General features: G+C 30.0%; 12 protein-coding genes, 4 tRNA genes and 1 pseudogene. 11 read left to right on the forward strand and 6 right to left on the reverse strand.

What is annotated here, in order from left to right; translation table 11 throughout:
- Positions 1-154: 154 nt before the first annotated feature.
- Both cysS and dnaX read right to left on the reverse strand, forming a co-directional pair.
- Positions 155-1,564, reverse strand: coding sequence for a cysteine--tRNA ligase (gene cysS, locus A4A67_RS01410; protein ID WP_067569669.1), 1,410 nt, complete (start codon positions 1,562-1,564; stop codon positions 155-157).
- 734 nt (positions 1,565-2,298) lie between these two features.
- Positions 2,299-4,005 carry a DNA polymerase III subunit gamma/tau gene (gene dnaX, locus A4A67_RS01650; protein ID WP_082797668.1) on the reverse strand — a complete coding sequence of 569 codons (1,707 nt, stop codon included), beginning with the start codon at positions 4,003-4,005 and terminating at the stop codon, positions 2,299-2,301.
- Between the two features lie 1,648 nt (positions 4,006-5,653).
- Here dnaX and rpsP point away from each other — a divergent pair.
- From rpsP to asd, 8 genes and pseudogenes are all read left to right on the forward strand, one after another.
- Positions 5,654-5,893, forward strand: a complete 240-nt coding sequence (gene rpsP, locus A4A67_RS01420) for a 30S ribosomal protein S16 (protein WP_067569562.1) — start codon at positions 5,654-5,656, stop codon at positions 5,891-5,893.
- A gap of 24 nt (positions 5,894-5,917) precedes the next feature.
- Positions 5,918-6,478: a ribosome maturation factor RimM gene (gene rimM, locus A4A67_RS01425; RefSeq protein ID WP_082797674.1), complete on the forward strand. Its 561-nt coding sequence runs from the start codon at positions 5,918-5,920 to the stop codon at positions 6,476-6,478.
- A gap of 29 nt (positions 6,479-6,507) precedes the next feature.
- On the forward strand, positions 6,508-7,245 hold the full coding sequence (gene trmD, locus A4A67_RS01430) for a tRNA (guanosine(37)-N1)-methyltransferase TrmD (protein WP_067569672.1): 738 nt from the start codon (positions 6,508-6,510) through the stop codon (positions 7,243-7,245).
- Between the two features lie 108 nt (positions 7,246-7,353).
- Positions 7,354-7,701 (forward strand): 50S ribosomal protein L19, encoded by a 348-nt coding sequence (gene rplS / locus A4A67_RS01435; RefSeq protein ID WP_067569568.1) that lies wholly within the window; start codon positions 7,354-7,356, stop codon positions 7,699-7,701.
- 166 nt (positions 7,702-7,867) lie between these two features.
- A pseudogene (locus A4A67_RS01440) lies at positions 7,868-8,310 on the forward strand (DNA polymerase III subunit chi).
- Positions 8,311-8,320: 10 nt separating this feature from the next.
- Positions 8,321-11,185 (forward strand): valine--tRNA ligase, encoded by a 2,865-nt coding sequence (locus A4A67_RS01445; RefSeq protein WP_067569571.1) that lies wholly within the window; start codon positions 8,321-8,323, stop codon positions 11,183-11,185.
- A gap of 300 nt (positions 11,186-11,485) precedes the next feature.
- Entirely contained in the window at positions 11,486-12,496 is a 1,011-nt protein-coding gene (argF, locus tag A4A67_RS01450; protein ID WP_102134974.1) for an ornithine carbamoyltransferase, read from the forward strand.
- 615 nt (positions 12,497-13,111) lie between these two features.
- Positions 13,112-14,218, forward strand: a complete 1,107-nt coding sequence (gene asd, locus A4A67_RS01455; protein ID WP_067569576.1) for an aspartate-semialdehyde dehydrogenase — start codon at positions 13,112-13,114, stop codon at positions 14,216-14,218.
- A gap of 170 nt (positions 14,219-14,388) precedes the next feature.
- On the opposite strand, the gene A4A67_RS01460 is transcribed toward asd, so the two are convergent.
- Positions 14,389-14,476 (reverse strand) — tRNA-Ser (locus tag A4A67_RS01460).
- Between the two features lie 149 nt (positions 14,477-14,625).
- Between A4A67_RS01460 and fpr the strand changes: the two genes are divergently transcribed.
- Positions 14,626-15,372, forward strand: a complete 747-nt coding sequence (gene fpr, locus A4A67_RS01465) for a ferredoxin--NADP(+) reductase (protein ID WP_067569579.1) — start codon at positions 14,626-14,628, stop codon at positions 15,370-15,372.
- Positions 15,373-15,777: 405 nt separating this feature from the next.
- Here the strand turns inward: fpr and A4A67_RS01470 are convergent.
- The 3 genes from A4A67_RS01470 to A4A67_RS01480 all read right to left on the reverse strand — a co-directional run bounded on the left by A4A67_RS01470 (position 15,778) and on the right by A4A67_RS01480 (position 16,070).
- A tRNA-Leu gene (locus tag A4A67_RS01470) sits at positions 15,778-15,863 on the reverse strand.
- Between the two features lie 8 nt (positions 15,864-15,871).
- Positions 15,872-15,945 (reverse strand) — tRNA-Cys (locus tag A4A67_RS01475).
- Between the two features lie 50 nt (positions 15,946-15,995).
- Positions 15,996-16,070 (reverse strand) — tRNA-Gly (locus A4A67_RS01480).
- Between the two features lie 254 nt (positions 16,071-16,324).
- Here A4A67_RS01480 and rpmF point away from each other — a divergent pair.
- On the forward strand, positions 16,325-16,489 hold the full coding sequence (gene rpmF, locus A4A67_RS01485) for a 50S ribosomal protein L32 (RefSeq protein ID WP_067569582.1): 165 nt from the start codon (positions 16,325-16,327) through the stop codon (positions 16,487-16,489).
- A gap of 1,046 nt (positions 16,490-17,535) precedes the next feature.
- Entirely contained in the window at positions 17,536-18,423 is an 888-nt protein-coding gene (gene fabD, locus A4A67_RS01490; protein WP_067569585.1) for an ACP S-malonyltransferase, read from the forward strand.
- Positions 18,424-18,428 lie beyond the last annotated feature (5 nt).

Here is an 18,428-nt window from a genome sequence, read left to right on the forward strand (position 1 = left end):
GTTCGTTACATATTTAAAATGCTAAGCAATTAGTGATTGAAATCATAAATAAAACCCAATCTATTGCTACTAGCGCAGTTAAATGCGCAGTAGGTACTGTACCAAATAGGTTATACTAGTTTATTAAAATTCTATGATATTAAAGAATTTATTTTTAGCTACGACGCCAAATAGTACCTTTATGGTTATCTTCTAAAACAATACCTAATCTATTTAATTTATCTCTTACTTGATCTGCAAGTACCCACTGTTTGCAATTGCGTGCTTTATTACGTTGCTTAATTAATGCTGCAATTTTCATATTTTCATTTTTAATGTTCTCATGTGTTTTATTTTTTTCCATAGCTGTACTTTGCTGTAAAAAAGTACCTGGATCTTGTTGTAAGAAACCTAAAATACCCGCTAAATATCGTAAAGTAGCTGCCATACCTGGTACTGCCTTTGGATTTTGAATTTTTAAGCAATTAATTTCTCTTGCTATATTGAATAAAACAGCATAGGCTTCTGGGGTATTAAAATCGTCATCCATGGCAGCATTGAATTGATCTATAAAGTTTTTATTCCTAGGAGTAGCCGGTGTTATATCAGTACCACGTAAAGCAATATATAGACGTTCTATTGCTGCTCGTGCCTGTTTAATATTTTCTTTGCTGTAATTTAGTTGACTACGATAATGACCAGACATTAAAAAATAACGTATAGTTTCCGCATCATAAGATTGCAAAATATCACGTACAGTAAAAAAGTTTCCCATTGATTTGGACATTTTATTACCATTAACCATTACCATACCGGAATGCATCCATATATTAACGTAAGGACCATTGTGGATACAATTTGACTGTGCAATTTCATTTTCATGATGCGGAAAAATTAAATCAGAACCACCACCATGAATATCAAAATGATGACCCAGTTGTTTTCTATTCATAGCTGAACATTCAATATGCCAACCAGGTCTACCATATCCCCATGGAGATGACCAACTAGGTTCCCCAGATTTCGACATTTTCCACAAAACAAAATCCATGGGATTTTGTTTGGCTTTATTAACTTTTCTTCCAGAAAAAACTTGAAGTTGCTCTATATTTTGTTGTGAAAGTAAACTATAATTCTTATAGCTATTTACAATAAACATAATATCTCCATTAGAGGCAATATAGGCATGTTTTTTCTCGATAAGCTGGCTAATCATCTCAATAATTGCATCTATATAGTGTGTTGCTCGGGGCTCATTATCTGGACGTAAGATATTAAGTCTATCTAAATCTCTATGCATCTCTAAAATCATACGTTCTGTAAGTTGTTGAAAATTTTCCCCGTTTTCATTAGCACGTTTTATAATTTTATCTTCAATATCTGTAATATTACGTATATAATTTACATTAAAACCTCGATAACGTAGATAGCGAGTAACAACGTCAAATGTTACAAAAGTACGCCCATGTCCAATATGGCATAAATCATATACAGTAATTCCACAAACATATATACCCACTTTACCAGAAGTTATAGGTTTAAATTTTTCTTTTTGGCGTGTAAGTGTATTAAAAATTTTCAGCATCATAATTTTTATATTTATTTTTCTATCTGAGTCAGACTCAGGTCTTCTAATTATATTGACTTAAAATAATTTATTTAAGTACGCGCTTTCAATAAAGACTATAACTATATATCTATTAATTCAATATCTTACTTTCATATTGATATTATCATTCTAAGAATGTAATTAAATATAACAGTAAAATGCTATTTTTATCAAAATATGTTTAGATAATTATTAATAACAAATTTACTCCGAGTCTTCAGTAAGATGGACATGTTCTAGAAAGAATCCCACTGAAAGCAATTATAGAAATCTAGAATAATATTAGCGCTTTTTGTTGCCAATATTTATTTTGTAAAATAAAAAACTTAAATTACTGTATATTTATTGTAGTTATTACACATTAGTGCTACTAATACTAAAATATTTGTTTATGCTACTTTTTGAAATATAGATGAGCGATAATGATATGATAAACTGTAGCACTAAATTTTTAGGTGAATAATGATGGAATTATCTACTTTTTTATTAATGGGAATCAGTATTTTATATTATAAAAACGCTCTACTGTCTTTTGTAGAAGAGACCACTTAATCTTCTCTTCTTATAACTTGATAGTAACGCTGGTTTTTCATTTTATGCGTCACCGTTGTAATCAATGCTGATTGTTATCTCTTCCCAGAAGTAAATTTAACATAACTTTCCATTTTAAAGCTGAAATTTATTAATTAATAAATGTTAGAAACTACATTCTATTTGTATTTTTTATTTTTATCCGTTTTGTATCTATTAATTTTAGCTAATCTTTCTAGTGCACTGTTAGCAAATTTATTCTGTTGTGATATTATCAATTGATCTTTTTTATTTTGTTGAAATTTTTGATATCTAAGTAAAGCTTTTCTAGCATTTAAAATACGTGTTGTATCATTTGGTAAAAAATTATTGGCTACCAAGATACTATTAGTAGCGGAAGCATATATCTGTATAAAATTTTCCTTTATTTGTTTTTCCCCAGTAGATAGTCGATAAAAATATTGATATTCTTTAGGCGCAAAATATATTTGTATAATTGCCAACTTTTTTAGTTGTTGAGAAACTCTAGCACTACATCTCATAGTATCTGAAAGTAAACTCTTATTAGTTAATAGCTTGTCGTAATCGACAGATTTATTAATTCTTTTGGGTATATTGTTCTGATTAGAATAAAAGTTAATGTTAGTATTTGTTTTTTTTAATGGTTTTTTATATGGATTGAATCCATATGTTGTTACATTATTTCTCTCAAGAGAAAGATTGTTTTCAACAACAGCGCTAAATTTAGATGTTTTTTTTTCTGCACTGGCTGGTATAACTGTTGGGGGCACCGTATTAGGATAAAACGCTAGTGCACGTAGCAAGGTTATTTCAACTCCTATTCGAGGAGTTGGAGCAAAAGGAAGTTCTTTTCTTCCAATAAGTAAAGTTTGATAATATAACTGTAAATCATCTGGAGAAAGACGATGAGCTAATTTCTGTAACCGGAGTGTTATATCTTGATTTTCTTCATATTTTAACTGATCTGGCAATAGTTGCCCTATGGCGATACGATGTAATAAATCAAGCATATTAACTAGTAAATTTTCCCAATTGATACCGTTGTTGGCGTATAATGCTAGTTGTTTCAACATAGTATTTCCATCAGCGTTGGCCAATGACTCAAGAATATTTAAAGATTGATCGGTATTTAATGTACCTAACATCAGATGTACCGTATGGGTACTTATTTTTCCTTTTCCTATTGATATAGCTTGATCAGTTAAACTAAGAGCATCACGCATGCTGCCTGCAGCGGCTCGAGCTAATAAATTGAGCGCTTGCTGCTCAAAAACAATATTCTCTTTTTGTAAAATTATTGATAAATAACTTCGTATTTGCTCTATATCGATTGCTTTGAGATGAAATTGTAAACATCTAGAAATAATAGTTGCTGGCAATTTCTGAGGATCAGTTGTAGCTAGTAAAAATTTTACATGATCTGGAGGTTCTTCTAGTGTTTTCAACAGAGCGTTAAAACTATAACGAGACAACATATGTACTTCATCTATTAAATATACTTTAAAGCGACCTACTGTTGGAACGTATTGTATATTATCTATAAGTTCACGGGTATCTTCAACTTTAGTACGTGAAGCAGCATCAATTTCAATTAGATCAACGAAACAAGATTGCGCAATTTCGCGGCAATTTTGACACTGACCACATGGCATATCTGTAATTCCAATTTTACAATTGAGTCCTTTTGCTAGCAGACGAGCAATAGTGGTTTTTCCAACACCGCGCATACCAGATAATAAATATGCATGATGGATTCTTCCTAATAAAAGACTGTTTGCTAAAGCAATCAAAATATGTTTTTGACCTACTACATCAGCAAAAATTTGTGGACGCCACTTACGGGCAAGTACTTGATAGTTGTTCATATATTTTTTATCAATATATATAGTTATTTATATTAACATAAATTAGATACTTCTAATCATCTAATAGATGAAATCTACTTTTTTTTATTATTGAATATCTCTCTAAATTCATATGTTAGTGCAATACAATATAAATATTGTATAAATTTATAAATAAATAAACTATTTTAGTCAGAATATATATAATATAGTAGTAATAAATATTGTAAATTCTTTATTGTTATTTGACGATAAATAATATTGTTCATAACATTTTTATAGAGAAATTTAAATTGTATAAGTTATCAAAAGTATTAAGTTTTTTAAAAAATGTTTGATAATTTATCCGTTTCTCGTGCATATGAGATAATATTAGCGGCAAAGACCACATGAGCAAGAAGTACGTAAGATGTGTAGATAGCACGCAATACCCACTACCAGTAATCCAGAATTTTATTCTCAGAATCAAAAAATTTCTTGAAGACTGAACAAGGTATTAATATAAATACTATTTTAGTAAAAATAATACGCGCTATGCTATGGGTAATGAAAAAAATGGTTTAAATATAGAAACATAGATACCAGCAGTATGGTGATTACTAAAAGTAAGAAAAACTACAATTGTTAGTAAGATAGGAAAAGATATACGTTAGAGGAAGAAGAACAAAATACTTGTGGTATCATCTAAAGTTTCTCGTTCTGTTGCCATCAACAAATTTTTAAAATAGTAGATATAGTACTCTATTGAGTAGCAGTTATGCCAAGCGTTAATTTTACGATATACTTTTAGTAGATACCCGCTGGCAGATACGTAAATAAAAAATGATGGTATTATAGCTATCCCACTATCAAATTAATAAAAAACCGAGGCTATTATTGGACAGGATGCTGCTAATAGTGGTAAACGGTTTTTACCATTAACTGGTATTATTTTAACTAAATTAGACAGCGATACTCATAGCTGTACTTTAAGTATAATATTTTACTGGAAAACCTATCAAATTTCTAGTAGTAGGTGAGAAAAGTGATTAGAGCCTTTTTATTCATAAAAATTAGCTAGTTGTATATTTTTAGCGATATTTAATCATTAATTAATGATCTTGAAAGAAATAAAGATCGCTATCGTGTAAAAAAATTGATCAGCAACCTGAAATAAGTAAATATTTTAATATTTTCTATTTTTTAAATAAAAGAAAACAGATTCTTCATGTAGGGGGTATTTCTAGCATCATGAACAAAATATATCATAATATTATCTAATTTCAAAATGCAGATAATATTAAATTACAGATAAACGATCGATATCGTACATATCGAAGTAATTATAAATTAAATTACTGTAAAAGAGCGTATTAATCTATAATTGATAAAAAATTCGCCAAAAATAAGTAGAGCTTTCGGTTCTAGCATGCAAATTAAGGACGAACTTCTTAAAGCAATTTTATAAGATGCAGTTTCTGCTAACGGAATAGCAAAAATGATTCCCAATCTAAAATGGATAATTATTACTGTAATTAAATAGTTGTTAACTATCTAAAAAATAGAACATTATATTGATTGCTATTGACTATAAAACAGGTAGTATTATATTACTTTAATTAACAATTTAGGTTACTGATTTAAGTAAGTTTATCAACTACAGTTAAGTTTATCAACTAAAGAGTATGTTATGGTAACTATTCGTTTAGCACGTGGTGGCGCTAAAAAACGCCCATTTTATCATATAGTAGTAACAGATAATCGTAATGCTCGTGACGGTTATTTTATTGAACGTATCGGTTTTTTTAATCCAATAGCTACTGGTAAAGCTGTTAGTTTAGGTTTTGATTTAGATCGTATTAAACATTGGATTAGTAATGGTGCAATAATTTCTAAAAGAGTATCAATGTTAATTAATAATGCAAAATAAGTAGAATATCTGTTAATGATTAACATGTTGAATAAACTACTACGCAATAATATTGCAGTACTAGTGAAACCAATAATTATTGGCAAGATAAAATCTGCGTATGGAATACGTGGTCAATTAAAAATGGTTTCTTTTACTCAAAAACCCCAAAATATTTTCGATTATCAACCATGGTTTATAAAAATTGCCAATAATAAGTGGCAGCAAATTCAATTAGAAAGTTGGAAAAGCTATAATAAAAATCTAATAATCAGGATTATAAATATTCAAAATAGGGAAACAGCGATATTACTAACTAATTTAGAAATTTTTATAGAAACAGAACAATTACCCAATCTAGAAAAAGGACAATATTACTGGAAAGATCTCCTGGGGTGTCAAGTAATTAATGTTAATGGTTATAATATGGGTAAAGTAGTTAATTTAATAGAAACGGGATCAAATGAAGTTTTGGTTGTCAAATCTAATTCCCAAGATGATTTTTGTATTAGAGAAATATTAATTCCGTTTTTAAATATACAAGTCATTAAGAACGTTGATCTGATGGCAAAATGTATTGAAGTTATCTGGGATCCTATCTTTTGAAGATTAATGTTAAGAACGAACCAATTAAGATTTGGATTGGTATTATAAGCTTATTTCCTGAAATGTTTCGAGTGATAACTGATTATGGAGTTACTGGAAGAGCAGTAAGAAATGGTTTATTGAATGTGCAATGTTGGAATCCCCGTGATTTTACTACTAATAAGTATCATTCTGTAGATGATCGTCCTTATGGCGGGGGACCTGGTATGTTAATGATGGTGCAGCCATTACGAGATGCAATTCAGAAAGCAAAAATTCATGCAGGTGAAAAAGTAAAAGTTATTTATTTATCTCCTACGGGTCGTAAACTAGATAACTTAGGTGTAAATGAACTAGCTACTAATACGAAACTAATTCTAGTATGTGGTCGTTATGAAGGTATTGATGAGCGTTTAATTGCTACTGAAATTGATGAAGAATGGTCAATAGGTGATTATGTGCTCAGCGGTGGTGAATTAGCAGCAATGGTATTAATTGATTCAATTTCCCGTTTTATTCCCGGTATACTAGGACATGATTCTTCTGTAAAAGAGGACTCTTTTGCTAAAGGTTTATTAGATTGTCCGCATTATACTCGTCCTAAAGTATTAGATGGTATGGCAGTTCCGTCTGTTTTGCTGTCAGGAAATCATAAAGAAATTCGTCGATGGCGCTTAAAACAAACTTTAGGACAAACTTGGATTAAAAGACCGGAAATTTTAGAAAAAATAATTCTAACTGAAGAACAATCAAAATTGTTGATAGAATTTAAGCAAGAATATCGATAGATGCTATAAAATTACATATTGATTAATATCAACAATTTAATTATTAAATACATTCTAAATTAGAATGTTAACTTTCAACATCATATAATTTAATTTATATCTTTAATTATGAATAATATTCTTAAGCAAATAGAACAAGAACAGATGAAACAGGACATCCCTACTTTTCGTTCCGGTGATTCAGTAGAAGTAAAAGTATGGGTTGTGGAAGGAAATAAAAAACGTCTGCAGGCATTTGAGGGTATCGTTATTGCTATTCGTAACCGAGGTCTTCATTCTGCATTTACTGTTCGTAAATTTTCCCATGGATCAGTAATTGAACGTGTATTTCAAACACACTCTTTAATTATTGATAGCATCACAGTAAAACGTTATGGTGCAGTTCGTAAAGCTAAACTATACTATCTTCGTAAGCGAATCGGTAAAGCTGCACGTATTAAAGAACGTTTAAACTAGACACTACAATGAAATATTTTTCTAAAAGAAAATAATTTTTTATTTTGGGAATTTACTAAAAATAGTATTACTGTTTATTTAAATTATCTAAAAATTTTTTTACTGTTATTATTTTTTAAGCGAGCGGGTACTAAGATTATAATAATTATTATTAATAATGAAAAACATGAAACCCGTCACTTTCTATATCAAAAATTATTATTTCAACCATGAGCTAAATATTCTAGAACAGCTTGCATGTAATTTAGCTATCATTGAATGGTGCAAGTGGAAGATAATATTAATATTATGTGAAAATAATTCACAAGCCTTAAACATTGATAAAGCGCTATGGAAGAATGATATTAATGCGTTTGTACCGCATAATCTCTCTGGGGAAAGTCCTTACAGTGTTCCAGTAGAAATTTATTGGCAAAAGCGTTTTTGTAATATATCACGGGATATCTTAATCAGTTTACTTCCTGTATGTGTAGAATTTTTTTAGCTTTTAATGAAGTGATATACTTCGTTCCAAATAATAAATTTTAAAAAAAACTAGCGCGTGATCGTTATAGATTTTATCGTAGCGTTGGTTTCCAATTAACTATGGCTACACTGCCAACACAATGATTTAAATATAATGGATAAAATATACAATCCTAAAGATATTGAACAACATGTATATGCTCAGTGGGAGCAAAATGGTTATTTTAAACCTCAAGGAAATATACTTCAGAATAGTTACTGCATCATGATGCCACCACCAAATGTTACTGGCAGATTACATCTAGGACATGCTTTCCAACATGTAATTATGGATACTTTAATTCGTTATCAACGTATGCAGGGAAAAAATACTTTATGGCAAGTTGGTACTGATCATGCTGGCATTGCCACACAGATGTTAGTAGAAAAAAAAATTTCTGATGAAGAAGGTAAAACTTGTCATGATTACGGCCGCGATGCTTTTAATAAAAAAATTTTGCAGTGGAAAGAACAATACAGCAGCACTATTACATATCAAATGCGTCGTTTAGGAAATTCAGTAGATTGGGAACGCGAGCGTTTTACTATGGATGATGGAATATCTAATGCAGTAAAAGAAGTGTTCGTTTGTATGTATCAAGAAGGTTTAATTTATCGTGGTAAACGTCTCGTAAATTGGGATCCCAAATTACACACGGCTATTTCTGATTTAGAAGTAGAAAATCGTGAATTAAAAGGTAAAATATGGCATTTACGCTATCCATTAGCTGATAACGTATGTACTAAAGAGGGTTTAAATTATATTGTAGTAGCAACTACAAGACCAGAAACTCTTTTTGGTGATACTAGTATAGCTGTCAATCCCAAAGATCCTCGCTATCAAAATTTAATAGGTAAATTCGTTATTATTCCGCTTATTGACAGAAGAATTCAAATTATAGGCGATGAATATGTAGATCTTAAAAAAGGTACAGGATGTGTAAAAATTACTCCAGCGCATGATTTTCATGACTATGAAGTTGGTAAGCGTCATGCTTTACCTATGATTAATATTTTAACTTATGATGGAAATCTTCATCAAGAAGCTCAAGTATTCGATACAACAGGAAAAACTAGCAAATTTATTTCAGTAAAAATTCCAGCAGCCTTTAGAGGTCTAGAACGTTTTGCTGCACGTAAAGCAATAGTAACAGAATTAGACCGTCGGGGATTTATCTACGAAGTTAAAGATCATAATCTTACAGTACCTTATAGTAATCGTGGCGGTGTAATTATTGAGCCTATGTTAACTGATCAATGGTATGTACGCACAGCGCCATTAGCAAAAGTAGCGATAAAAGCAGTGGCACAGGGTGATATTCAGTTTATACCCAAGCAATATGAAAATATGTATTTTAGTTGGATGCGTGATATTAAGGATTGGTGTATTTCTCGTCAATTATGGTGGGGACATCGTATTCCTGCTTGGTACGACATTGAAGGTAAAGTTTATGTAGGTAGAAACGAAACAGAAGTGCGTCACAGGCATAGATTAGGAAATAACATGATCCTATATCAGGATGAAGATGTACTAGATACTTGGTTTTCTTCAGGATTATGGACCTTTTCTACTTTAGGATGGCCAGAAAATACAGAATCTTTAAGGATATTCCATCCTACTAGTTTGGTTGTTAGTGGTTTTGATATCATATTTTTCTGGATAGCACGTATGATTATGCTCACTATGCATTTTATTAAAGATAAAAATGATAGACCTCAAGTTCCATTTAAGACTGTTTATATTACTGGTTTAATACGAGATGAAGAAGGACAGAAGATGTCTAAATCTAAAGGTAATATTATTGATCCTTTAGATATGATAGATGGAATTTCTTTAGAAGATTTATTGAAAAAACGTACTGGAAATCTAATGAATCCTAAATTAGCAGATAAGATCAGTAATCTCACTAAAAAACAGTTTCCGAATGGAATAAAGCCGCACGGTACCGATGCGCTACGTTTAACTCTTATGGCTTTAGCATCTACTGGACGTGATATTAACTGGGATATGAATCGTTTAAAAGGTTATTGTCATTTTTGCAATAAATTATGGAATGCTAGCCGTTTTGTTTTGATAAATACTGAAGATCAAGATTGTGGTTTTTATGGAGGTTATAAAACTCTTTCTCTAGCTGATCGTTGGATTTTAATAAAATTAAATCAGACGATTAAGTTATTCCGTGATGCTTTAAATAATTATCGTTTTGATTTAGCGTCTAGTATTTTATATGAATTTACTTGGAACCAGTTCTGCGGATGGTATTTAGAACTAACGAAGCCAATTATAAACGGTGGTAGTGATGCTGAATTACGCGGTACTCGTCATACCTTAGTTAAGGTACTAGAAACTATGCTTCGGTTAGCGCACCCAATTATTCCTTTTATTACTGAAACTATCTGGCAGAGAGTAAAACTGATAACAGGAGAAGAGGGACCAACTATTATGCTACAACCTTTTCCATCTTATGATACTAAACTGGTTGATGATGATGTCATTGCTGATATAGAGTGGATAAAAAAAACTATTTTTGTGGTACGCAATATTCGTAAGAATATGAATATTGCACCAAGTAAGCCATTATCAGTACTGTTTCGAAAAGCTTCTTCAGCAGTAGTACAAAGAGTACAGAATAACTTAAGCTTGATAATCAATTTAGCTAAACTTGACAGTATTACTATATTACCAGTTAACGATAAAGGACCTATTTCTGTAATACAAATTATAGAAGGTGCGGAACTATTAATTCCTATGACAGGTATAATTAATAAAACAAAAGAATTAGAACGTTTAAAGAAAGAAACAAAGAGTATTGAAATAGAAATTGAGACTCTTATTACTAAATTAAATAATAAAAATTTTATTAATTACGCTCCTGAAAAATTAGTAGTACAAAAACGCGAAAAGCTAAAAAAATATCAAAAAGATAAGCTAAAATTATTAGAACAGCAGATGCTGATAACTAATAATAGCAGCTGTTAGATTAGTTTTGTCTGCTTTTACAGCAATAAAGTTGTTGGGGTAACTATTTTAGTTATAAATTAATTTTATATGAGATATTCTTATGTTCTAATAATTTGTCAATCTAATTGAAATAGTTAAGTAGTTACTTATATATTGATTATTAATATATTTATTGTTAGTTATTAAATTTAGATAAGTTTTTTACATAATAATTTTAAATAAAAAAGAGTTTTTTCATCGCTGGAATTTAAACATTCAGATATATTAAGTTCAGTATTTATTTAATATGTTTGATAGACTATTTATGGAAATAAAATGATAACTACGTTATTTAAACGTAATTTTTTAAGATTGATGGATTTTACATCTGCAGAAATCAATCAATTGCTAGCTCTAGCAACTAAATTAAAGTATCAAAAATTTGCTAAACGCGAAATACCTCGTCTATTAGGTAAAAATATTGCACTTATCTTTGAAAAAGATTCAACTCGTACCCGTTGCGCTTTTGAAGTAGCAGCATTTGATCAGGGTGCTCGTGTAACATATTTAGGAGGAAGTCATATAGGCTATAAAGAATCTATTAAGGATTCTGCTAGAATATTAGGAAGTATGTATGATGGTATTCAGTATCGCGGATATCATCAGTCAATTGTTGAGAAATTAGCACTTAATGCAGGTGTGCCCATATGGAACGGACTAACCAATGAGTTTCATCCCACTCAGTTACTAGCTGATATGCTGACTATGCAAGAATGTTTACCAGAAAAAAAATTAAATCAAATGAAACTTGCTTATGTAGGTGATGCACGAAATAACATAAGTAATACGCTTCTAGAAGCAGCGGCGCTAACTGGTATTGATTTACGTATTATAGCACCTAGCACTTGTTGGCCAGATCATGATTTAATTGTATCTTGCCGGAAATTAGCACATAAAAACGGAGGTAATGTTACTCTTACCCAAAATATAGCTGCTGGAGTTAAATATGTAGACTTTATTTATACCGATGTATGGGTATCAATGGGAGAAAATCAAGATGTATGGAAGGAACGAATAGAAATGCTTCGTAGTTATCAAGTGAATATGACTATGCTTTATCAAACAGGTAATTCAAAAGTAAAATTTTTACATTGTTTGCCAGCATTTCATAATAATGAAACCATTATAGGAAAACAAATACTGGAAAAGTATGATTTAATTGGTGGTATCGAAGTGACAGATGATGTTTTTGAATCTAAACATAGTGTTGTATTTGATCAAGCAGCAAATCGTTTACATACAATTAAAGCTATAATGGTGGCAACTTTAGTGTCAAATATCGATACTTAAGCAAAATATATTAATGTTAGCTGTTTATAAGGGACTGATGTCTAATATAAAAAGACTTTCCCAGAAAAAATAATATCGCGATATGCAATCAAAATATTTTTCTCTTGTTTTTAGAAGATTTATTAATATTAGTTTATTGTTAATAACAAAGTTCACTGTTTTAAATAATGATGTTTATCTAAAATTAAATTATTAATTATAGATATATAATTTTATTAAAAATATTTTTATTAATGGTAATAGATTACTTATCTAATCTAATTATTAATATATTTTACTAATTTCTAGAATAAGTTCTTTTGTAATTCATTATTAGTAGTTTCAAATATTAATTTTGAATTAAAATTTATCTTTTATAAATTTTGTTATTTAATAATTTATTGTATTCAATATTGAATAATTTTATATTTTTAATATTTCTAAATTAGTAAGTTAATATAAATATTGAAAAATATTTTTCACAATTAAATATTCATAAAATAGTTACAAGATAACTAATATTTTAGTTGTAATTACATTAATAACGAATTTCATCTAAATAAGAAATTTACTTATTTTATTAAAATAATAAAGTAAGCTACATAAATTACTTAAAATATTCAAAAAAGGATCAACATGAAAAATGTGGGTTTTATTGGTTGGCGGGGGTTAGTAGGTTCAGTATTAATGCAACGTATGATAGAAGAAAATGATTTTACTAATATACAACCAGTATTTTTTTCTAGCACCCAGTATGGTCAACCAGCACCGCTGGTAAATAGCTATCAGAATAAATTGCATAATTCTAAAGACCTCTCAATTCTTAAAGAATTGGATATTATTGTTACATGTCAGGGTGGTGATTATACCCAAGAAATATATCCTAAATTGCGAAAAATTGGTTGGCACGGATACTGGATTGATGCTGCTTCATCTTTACGTATGAATAATGACACTATTATAATACTTGATCCTATCAATAAATCATTAATACAACAGGGGCTAAATAAAGGGATTAAAACTTTTGTTGGTGGTAACTGCACTGTCAGTCTAATGTTAATGGCGCTAGGTGGTTTATTTGCTCACAATTTAGTGGAATGGGTCTCAGTTGCTACTTATCAAGCAGCATCTGGAGGTGGCGCTCGTCATATACGTGAACTATTAGTACAAATGGTGCAATTGTGCGATACGATTGCTCAACCATTACATAATCCTGTATTTTCTATTCTAGAAATAGAACGTCGCTTTACTGAACTAACTCGCAGTGGAATTATTATGAAAAATAATTTTGGCGTACCATTAGTAGGGAGTCTTATTCCATGGATTGATAAACAACTAGAAAGTGGTCAAAGTCGTGAAGAATGGAAAGGACAAGCAGAAACTAATAAAATTCTTAATACTAAGAAATTAATACCTATAGATGGATTATGTGTACGTATAGGTGCTTTACGTTGTCATAGTCAAGCTTTTACTTTAAAATTGAGAAAAAATATTTCGTTAGCTGAAATTGAAATTTTACTCGACAATCATAATGAATGGGTAAGTATAATACCTAATGATAGGGAATTATCTATGCAAGAATTAACCCCATCAGCGGTAACAGGAACACTAAAAATTCCTATTGGTAGACTGCGTAAATTAAATATAGGTTCTGAATATCTTTCTGCTTTCACTGTAGGCGATCAATTATTGTGGGGAGCCGCAGAACCACTGCGACGTATGCTACATCAATTATTAAATTAATATTTAATTAATTATATTAATAGATTTTAAATATCTTAATATTTGAAAATTTTTTAGCTTAATAATTAAAATAGTAATTTATGATTTTAGAATCTCTTCTTTATAAGAAGAGTTAGTATTCTTTCTGATTTTCATCAATAAATTTACTAAATGATTGTCTTCAATTATTACGGTGAGGGAGGGATTCGAACCCTCGATACACTTTTAGTATATACACACTTTCCAGGCGTGCTCCTTTAGCCACTCGGACACCTCACCTAATATAACTTTATTATATTTCCTTTTATATAGTCAAGTTATAACATTATGATTGGGATATTTTTTATATAGAAATAAAATTTCTGGTAAATAATAAAATATTTAAAAAAATAAATTAATATGCTGTAGATAAAATAAGGAGAATATATATGGCTACCTGGGTAACAGGTAATGTAGTACAGATAAAGCATTGGAGGGATGGTTTATTTAGTTTAATAGTACATGCGCCAATTTATCCTTTTACTGCGGGACAATTTACTAAAATAGGAATGAATATTAATGGCAATAAAATTCAGCGAGCTTATTCATACGTTAATGCACCGCAAAATTCTAACTTAGAATTTTACTTAATTGCTGTTCCTAATGGAAAATTAAGTCAGGCTTTGCATAAATTGCAATCTGGTAATCAGATAATGATAACTAAAGAAGCAGCAGGTTTATTTGTACTAAACAAAATTCCACCATGTCAAAATTTGTGGATGATAGCTACTGGAACAGCGATAGGACCTTATTTATCAATTCTTGAGCATGGCAAAGAACTTGAAAGATTTAAGAGAATTATTCTCATATACGCGGTACGCTTTGTTCATAATCTTAATTATCTACCGCAAATGCTGAAATTACAACATCGTTATAACGATAAATTGCAAATACAAATAATAATTAGTCAAGAAAAAGTTCCTGGATATCTAATGGGACGTATTCCTACATTAATTGCTAATGGTTCTTTAGAATTAGCAGTAGATTTAAATTTAAATGCTAAAAATAGTCATGTAATGATATGTGGAAACCCTAACATGATAGTTGATACACAACAATTGTTAAATAACAGCCGCGGTATGCGTAAAAATTCTAAATATAATCCGGGACATATAACTATTGAAAATTACTGGTAATAATACCTTCAAGATAACTAGAATCTAGATCATAGAATATTAATTTTTATAAAAACTAATTTTGAATTATAGATAATTATTAATTTTAAATTACTTTAAAAAAAATTTTTTAAATAAAATGTATCTGTTGATAATATTTGGTATTATTTTTAGTTATAATAGACTACAATTGATTATTTTAAATAAATAATAAATATAAAAACTCATAATGAAAAGGAATAAACAACTTATTTACTATAAGTAGTATGTATTGAAATATAGTTAAGTAAAAAAATAACAACTTATTTACTTATAATCTTCGTCTTTTTATTAAAAGATGAAGGATTTATATTGCCAGTAATAATTATAGTTCAATAAAAAAATATTAACAGCAAATAATCTATTTCATATTAGATTATATAATAATGGTACCCGGGACGAGAGTTGAACTCGTATAGCCAAAGGCTGAGGGATTTTAAATCCCTTGTGTCTGCCAATTTCACCACCCGGGTGTTAAAAATGGAGGCACGTCCCGGAATTGAACCGGGGTAGACGGATTTGCAATCCGATGCATGGCCACTCTGCCAACGCGCCTTATATGCGCTTGCGCTAATCTCTATCTAGAGTACTAATCTCACTAAAATTGGAGCGGGAAACGAGGCTCGAACTCGCGACCCCAACCTTGGCAAGGTTGTGCTCTACCACTGAGCTATTCCCGCACAAACATTCTCTTTTAAAGAAATTATTTTTATTTTACTGACTCTATCAGTTTTAGTCAATCTAAAAATAATTTTTATATGAAAAATATTTTTTCTTGAATTTCATAATAAATATTGAAATTTTTACTTAAAAATTAGCATGGTTTTTCTATTAAAAATAATATATATTATCGCTAATATATAAAAATTAAATAGTTAGTAAAACTTTTTAAATAAATATTATTCTATATTCTAATATGTAAGGAGTAAAATTCATGGCTGTACAGCAAAATAAATCTACTCGTTCAAAACGAGGTATGCGTCGTTCCCATGATGCGCTAAGAACTTCTACTTTAACAATAGATAAAAATTCAGGTGAAATACATCAGCTTCATCATATGACTGCTCAAGGTTTTTATCGGGGTCGTAAAGTTATCTAACAAATAATATTTATCAATAATATATATTGTGAATATGTAGATAATTTTATTTTTATTGTAAAGTTACTGTAGAATAAGTACAGATATTAGTTTTTTTAAAAGAAAATTCTTAGTACTTTAAAATTAGAGTACGGATATGATATTTATGTATCGAATAACAAATTCGTACGCAACAGTATTTTTGTATACCAAACTCCTAAAGAAAATTATATTTTCTAGTATTTTACTATTTTAGTTTATTAGTAATATAAATATATTTTATAATAAACAAAGTTATATAAATTAAATGTTGTTTTTTTATTTTTAATATGCTGTGGTTATTTTCAAATGATTCATATTGTATTTCTGAGGATTCTATCCCCAAGCAGATACGATCTTGTAGATATGGATAATGAATATTTTTAATAATTTGATTGTTATTCAAACAAAAATACTATCACATAGTGAGTGTCGTATCGCAAGTGCTGATGGTTTTTAAAGTGCTACCATTTGTATCTATCTGTTGGTATTCACCCCCAAAAAAAGTGAACATGAATGATTATTCTCGTAAAGAATACCTTGACAAGTTTATTTTGTAAAATTCAACGTACTAATATTAATTAGCTACTGGTTTGCTAATACGTTAAAGTGACAGATAATATTAAAAAAGTCTAGTTGAGTCATTGTGGTCTATTTCAAGATATTAACTATTTTGAAGTACATGAATTCTATTTTGAGATGGTGTTAATGTTGTAGTATTTGGACATACCATACTATTCATCTATACTGAGTAAAATTTCTACACATTTGCACACGGCTATTATATTTAGTTATTGATGCATCAATTGTCCCCTCCCCTTATAGTATAGTTGCTACTTATATATGGAAATTTTTAAGCAGTAACTAAACTAGTAGTATAGCGTTAATGAACAGCTAAAAATCTAGACTGATTACTATTTTATTTCAGTTTAATGCAAGTTATTACTGTAAATTATTGTAGTAGAAAATAAATATCTAAAATAATATTTTAGGTATTTGATGGTTGTTTGATTATAGGATTAATAATAATGACTGTTTTTGCCATGATATTTCCAGGACAAGGATCTCAAAAGGTAGGTATGTTGGCTCAACTAGCAGCCGTCAATACGGTAGTAAAAAATACTTTTGATGAGGCATCTGCTATTCTAGGATATAATTTATGGCAGTGTGTGCAGCACGGTCCAGCTGCAGAATTAAACCAAACTTGTTATACTCAGCCAGCATTGTTAGCTGCATCAGTAGCTATTTGGCGTGTGTGGCAACAAAACAACGGACGTTTGCCAGTACTACTAGCAGGCCATAGTTTAGGTGAATACTCGGCATTAGTATGCTCTGGTAGTCTTAATTTCAAGATAGCCATGAAACTAGTAGCACTACGTGGTCAGCTTATGCAAGAAGCAGTACCACCAGGATGTGGTGCTATGTCTGCTATCATAGGATTAAATAACGACTCTATCGCTGATATTTGTAAAAATATTGCATCGAATCAAGTAGTTTTACCGGTAAATTTTAATTCTTCTGGTCAAGTTATTATAGCTGGTCATAAAGAAGCTGTAGAACTGGCAAGCATTGCTTGTAAGAAAGCTGGAGCAAAAATTGCGCAAAGACTACCTATAAGTATTCCTTCTCATTGCTATTTGATGAAACCAGCTGCAGAAAAATTAGCTGAAGCACTAGAATTGATAACTTTTTCTGTACCACGTATCCCAGTAATTAATAATGTTAATGTATGTATTGAGAAAGAGCCTGCTGCTATTCGCAAGGCACTGGTACGTCAGCTTTATAACCCAGTACGTTGGACAGAAATTGTAGAATACTTGGAAACTAAAAATATCAAGTACTTACTAGAAGTAGGTCCCGGTAAAGTTCTTACTGGATTTAAAAATATTAGAAGATATCTATCGTCACTACAATAAATAAT

It is taken from the genome of Candidatus Mikella endobia (genome assembly GCF_900048045.1).
GTDB lineage: Bacteria > Pseudomonadota > Gammaproteobacteria > Enterobacterales > Enterobacteriaceae > Mikella > Mikella endobia.

Excerpts from the sequence above, each read along its gene's own strand:
- fabD (WP_067569585.1), top strand. The coding sequence starts at position 17,536 with ATGACTGTTTTTGCCATGATATTTCCAGGACAAGGATCTCAAAAGGTA.
- rplS (WP_067569568.1), top strand. The coding sequence starts at position 7,354 with ATGAATAATATTCTTAAGCAAATAGAACAAGAACAGATGAAACAGGAC.
- rimM (WP_082797674.1), top strand. The coding sequence starts at position 5,918 with ATGTTGAATAAACTACTACGCAATAATATTGCAGTACTAGTGAAACCA.
- cysS (WP_067569669.1), bottom strand. The coding sequence starts at position 1,564 with ATGCTGAAAATTTTTAATACACTTACACGCCAAAAAGAAAAATTTAAA.
- dnaX (WP_082797668.1), bottom strand. The coding sequence starts at position 4,005 with ATGAACAACTATCAAGTACTTGCCCGTAAGTGGCGTCCACAAATTTTT.
- fpr (WP_067569579.1), top strand. The coding sequence starts at position 14,626 with ATGGCTACCTGGGTAACAGGTAATGTAGTACAGATAAAGCATTGGAGG.
- rpmF (WP_067569582.1), top strand. The coding sequence starts at position 16,325 with ATGGCTGTACAGCAAAATAAATCTACTCGTTCAAAACGAGGTATGCGT.
- asd (WP_067569576.1), top strand. The coding sequence starts at position 13,112 with ATGAAAAATGTGGGTTTTATTGGTTGGCGGGGGTTAGTAGGTTCAGTA.
- A4A67_RS01445 (WP_067569571.1), top strand. The coding sequence starts at position 8,321 with ATGGATAAAATATACAATCCTAAAGATATTGAACAACATGTATATGCT.
- rpsP (WP_067569562.1), top strand. The coding sequence starts at position 5,654 with ATGGTAACTATTCGTTTAGCACGTGGTGGCGCTAAAAAACGCCCATTT.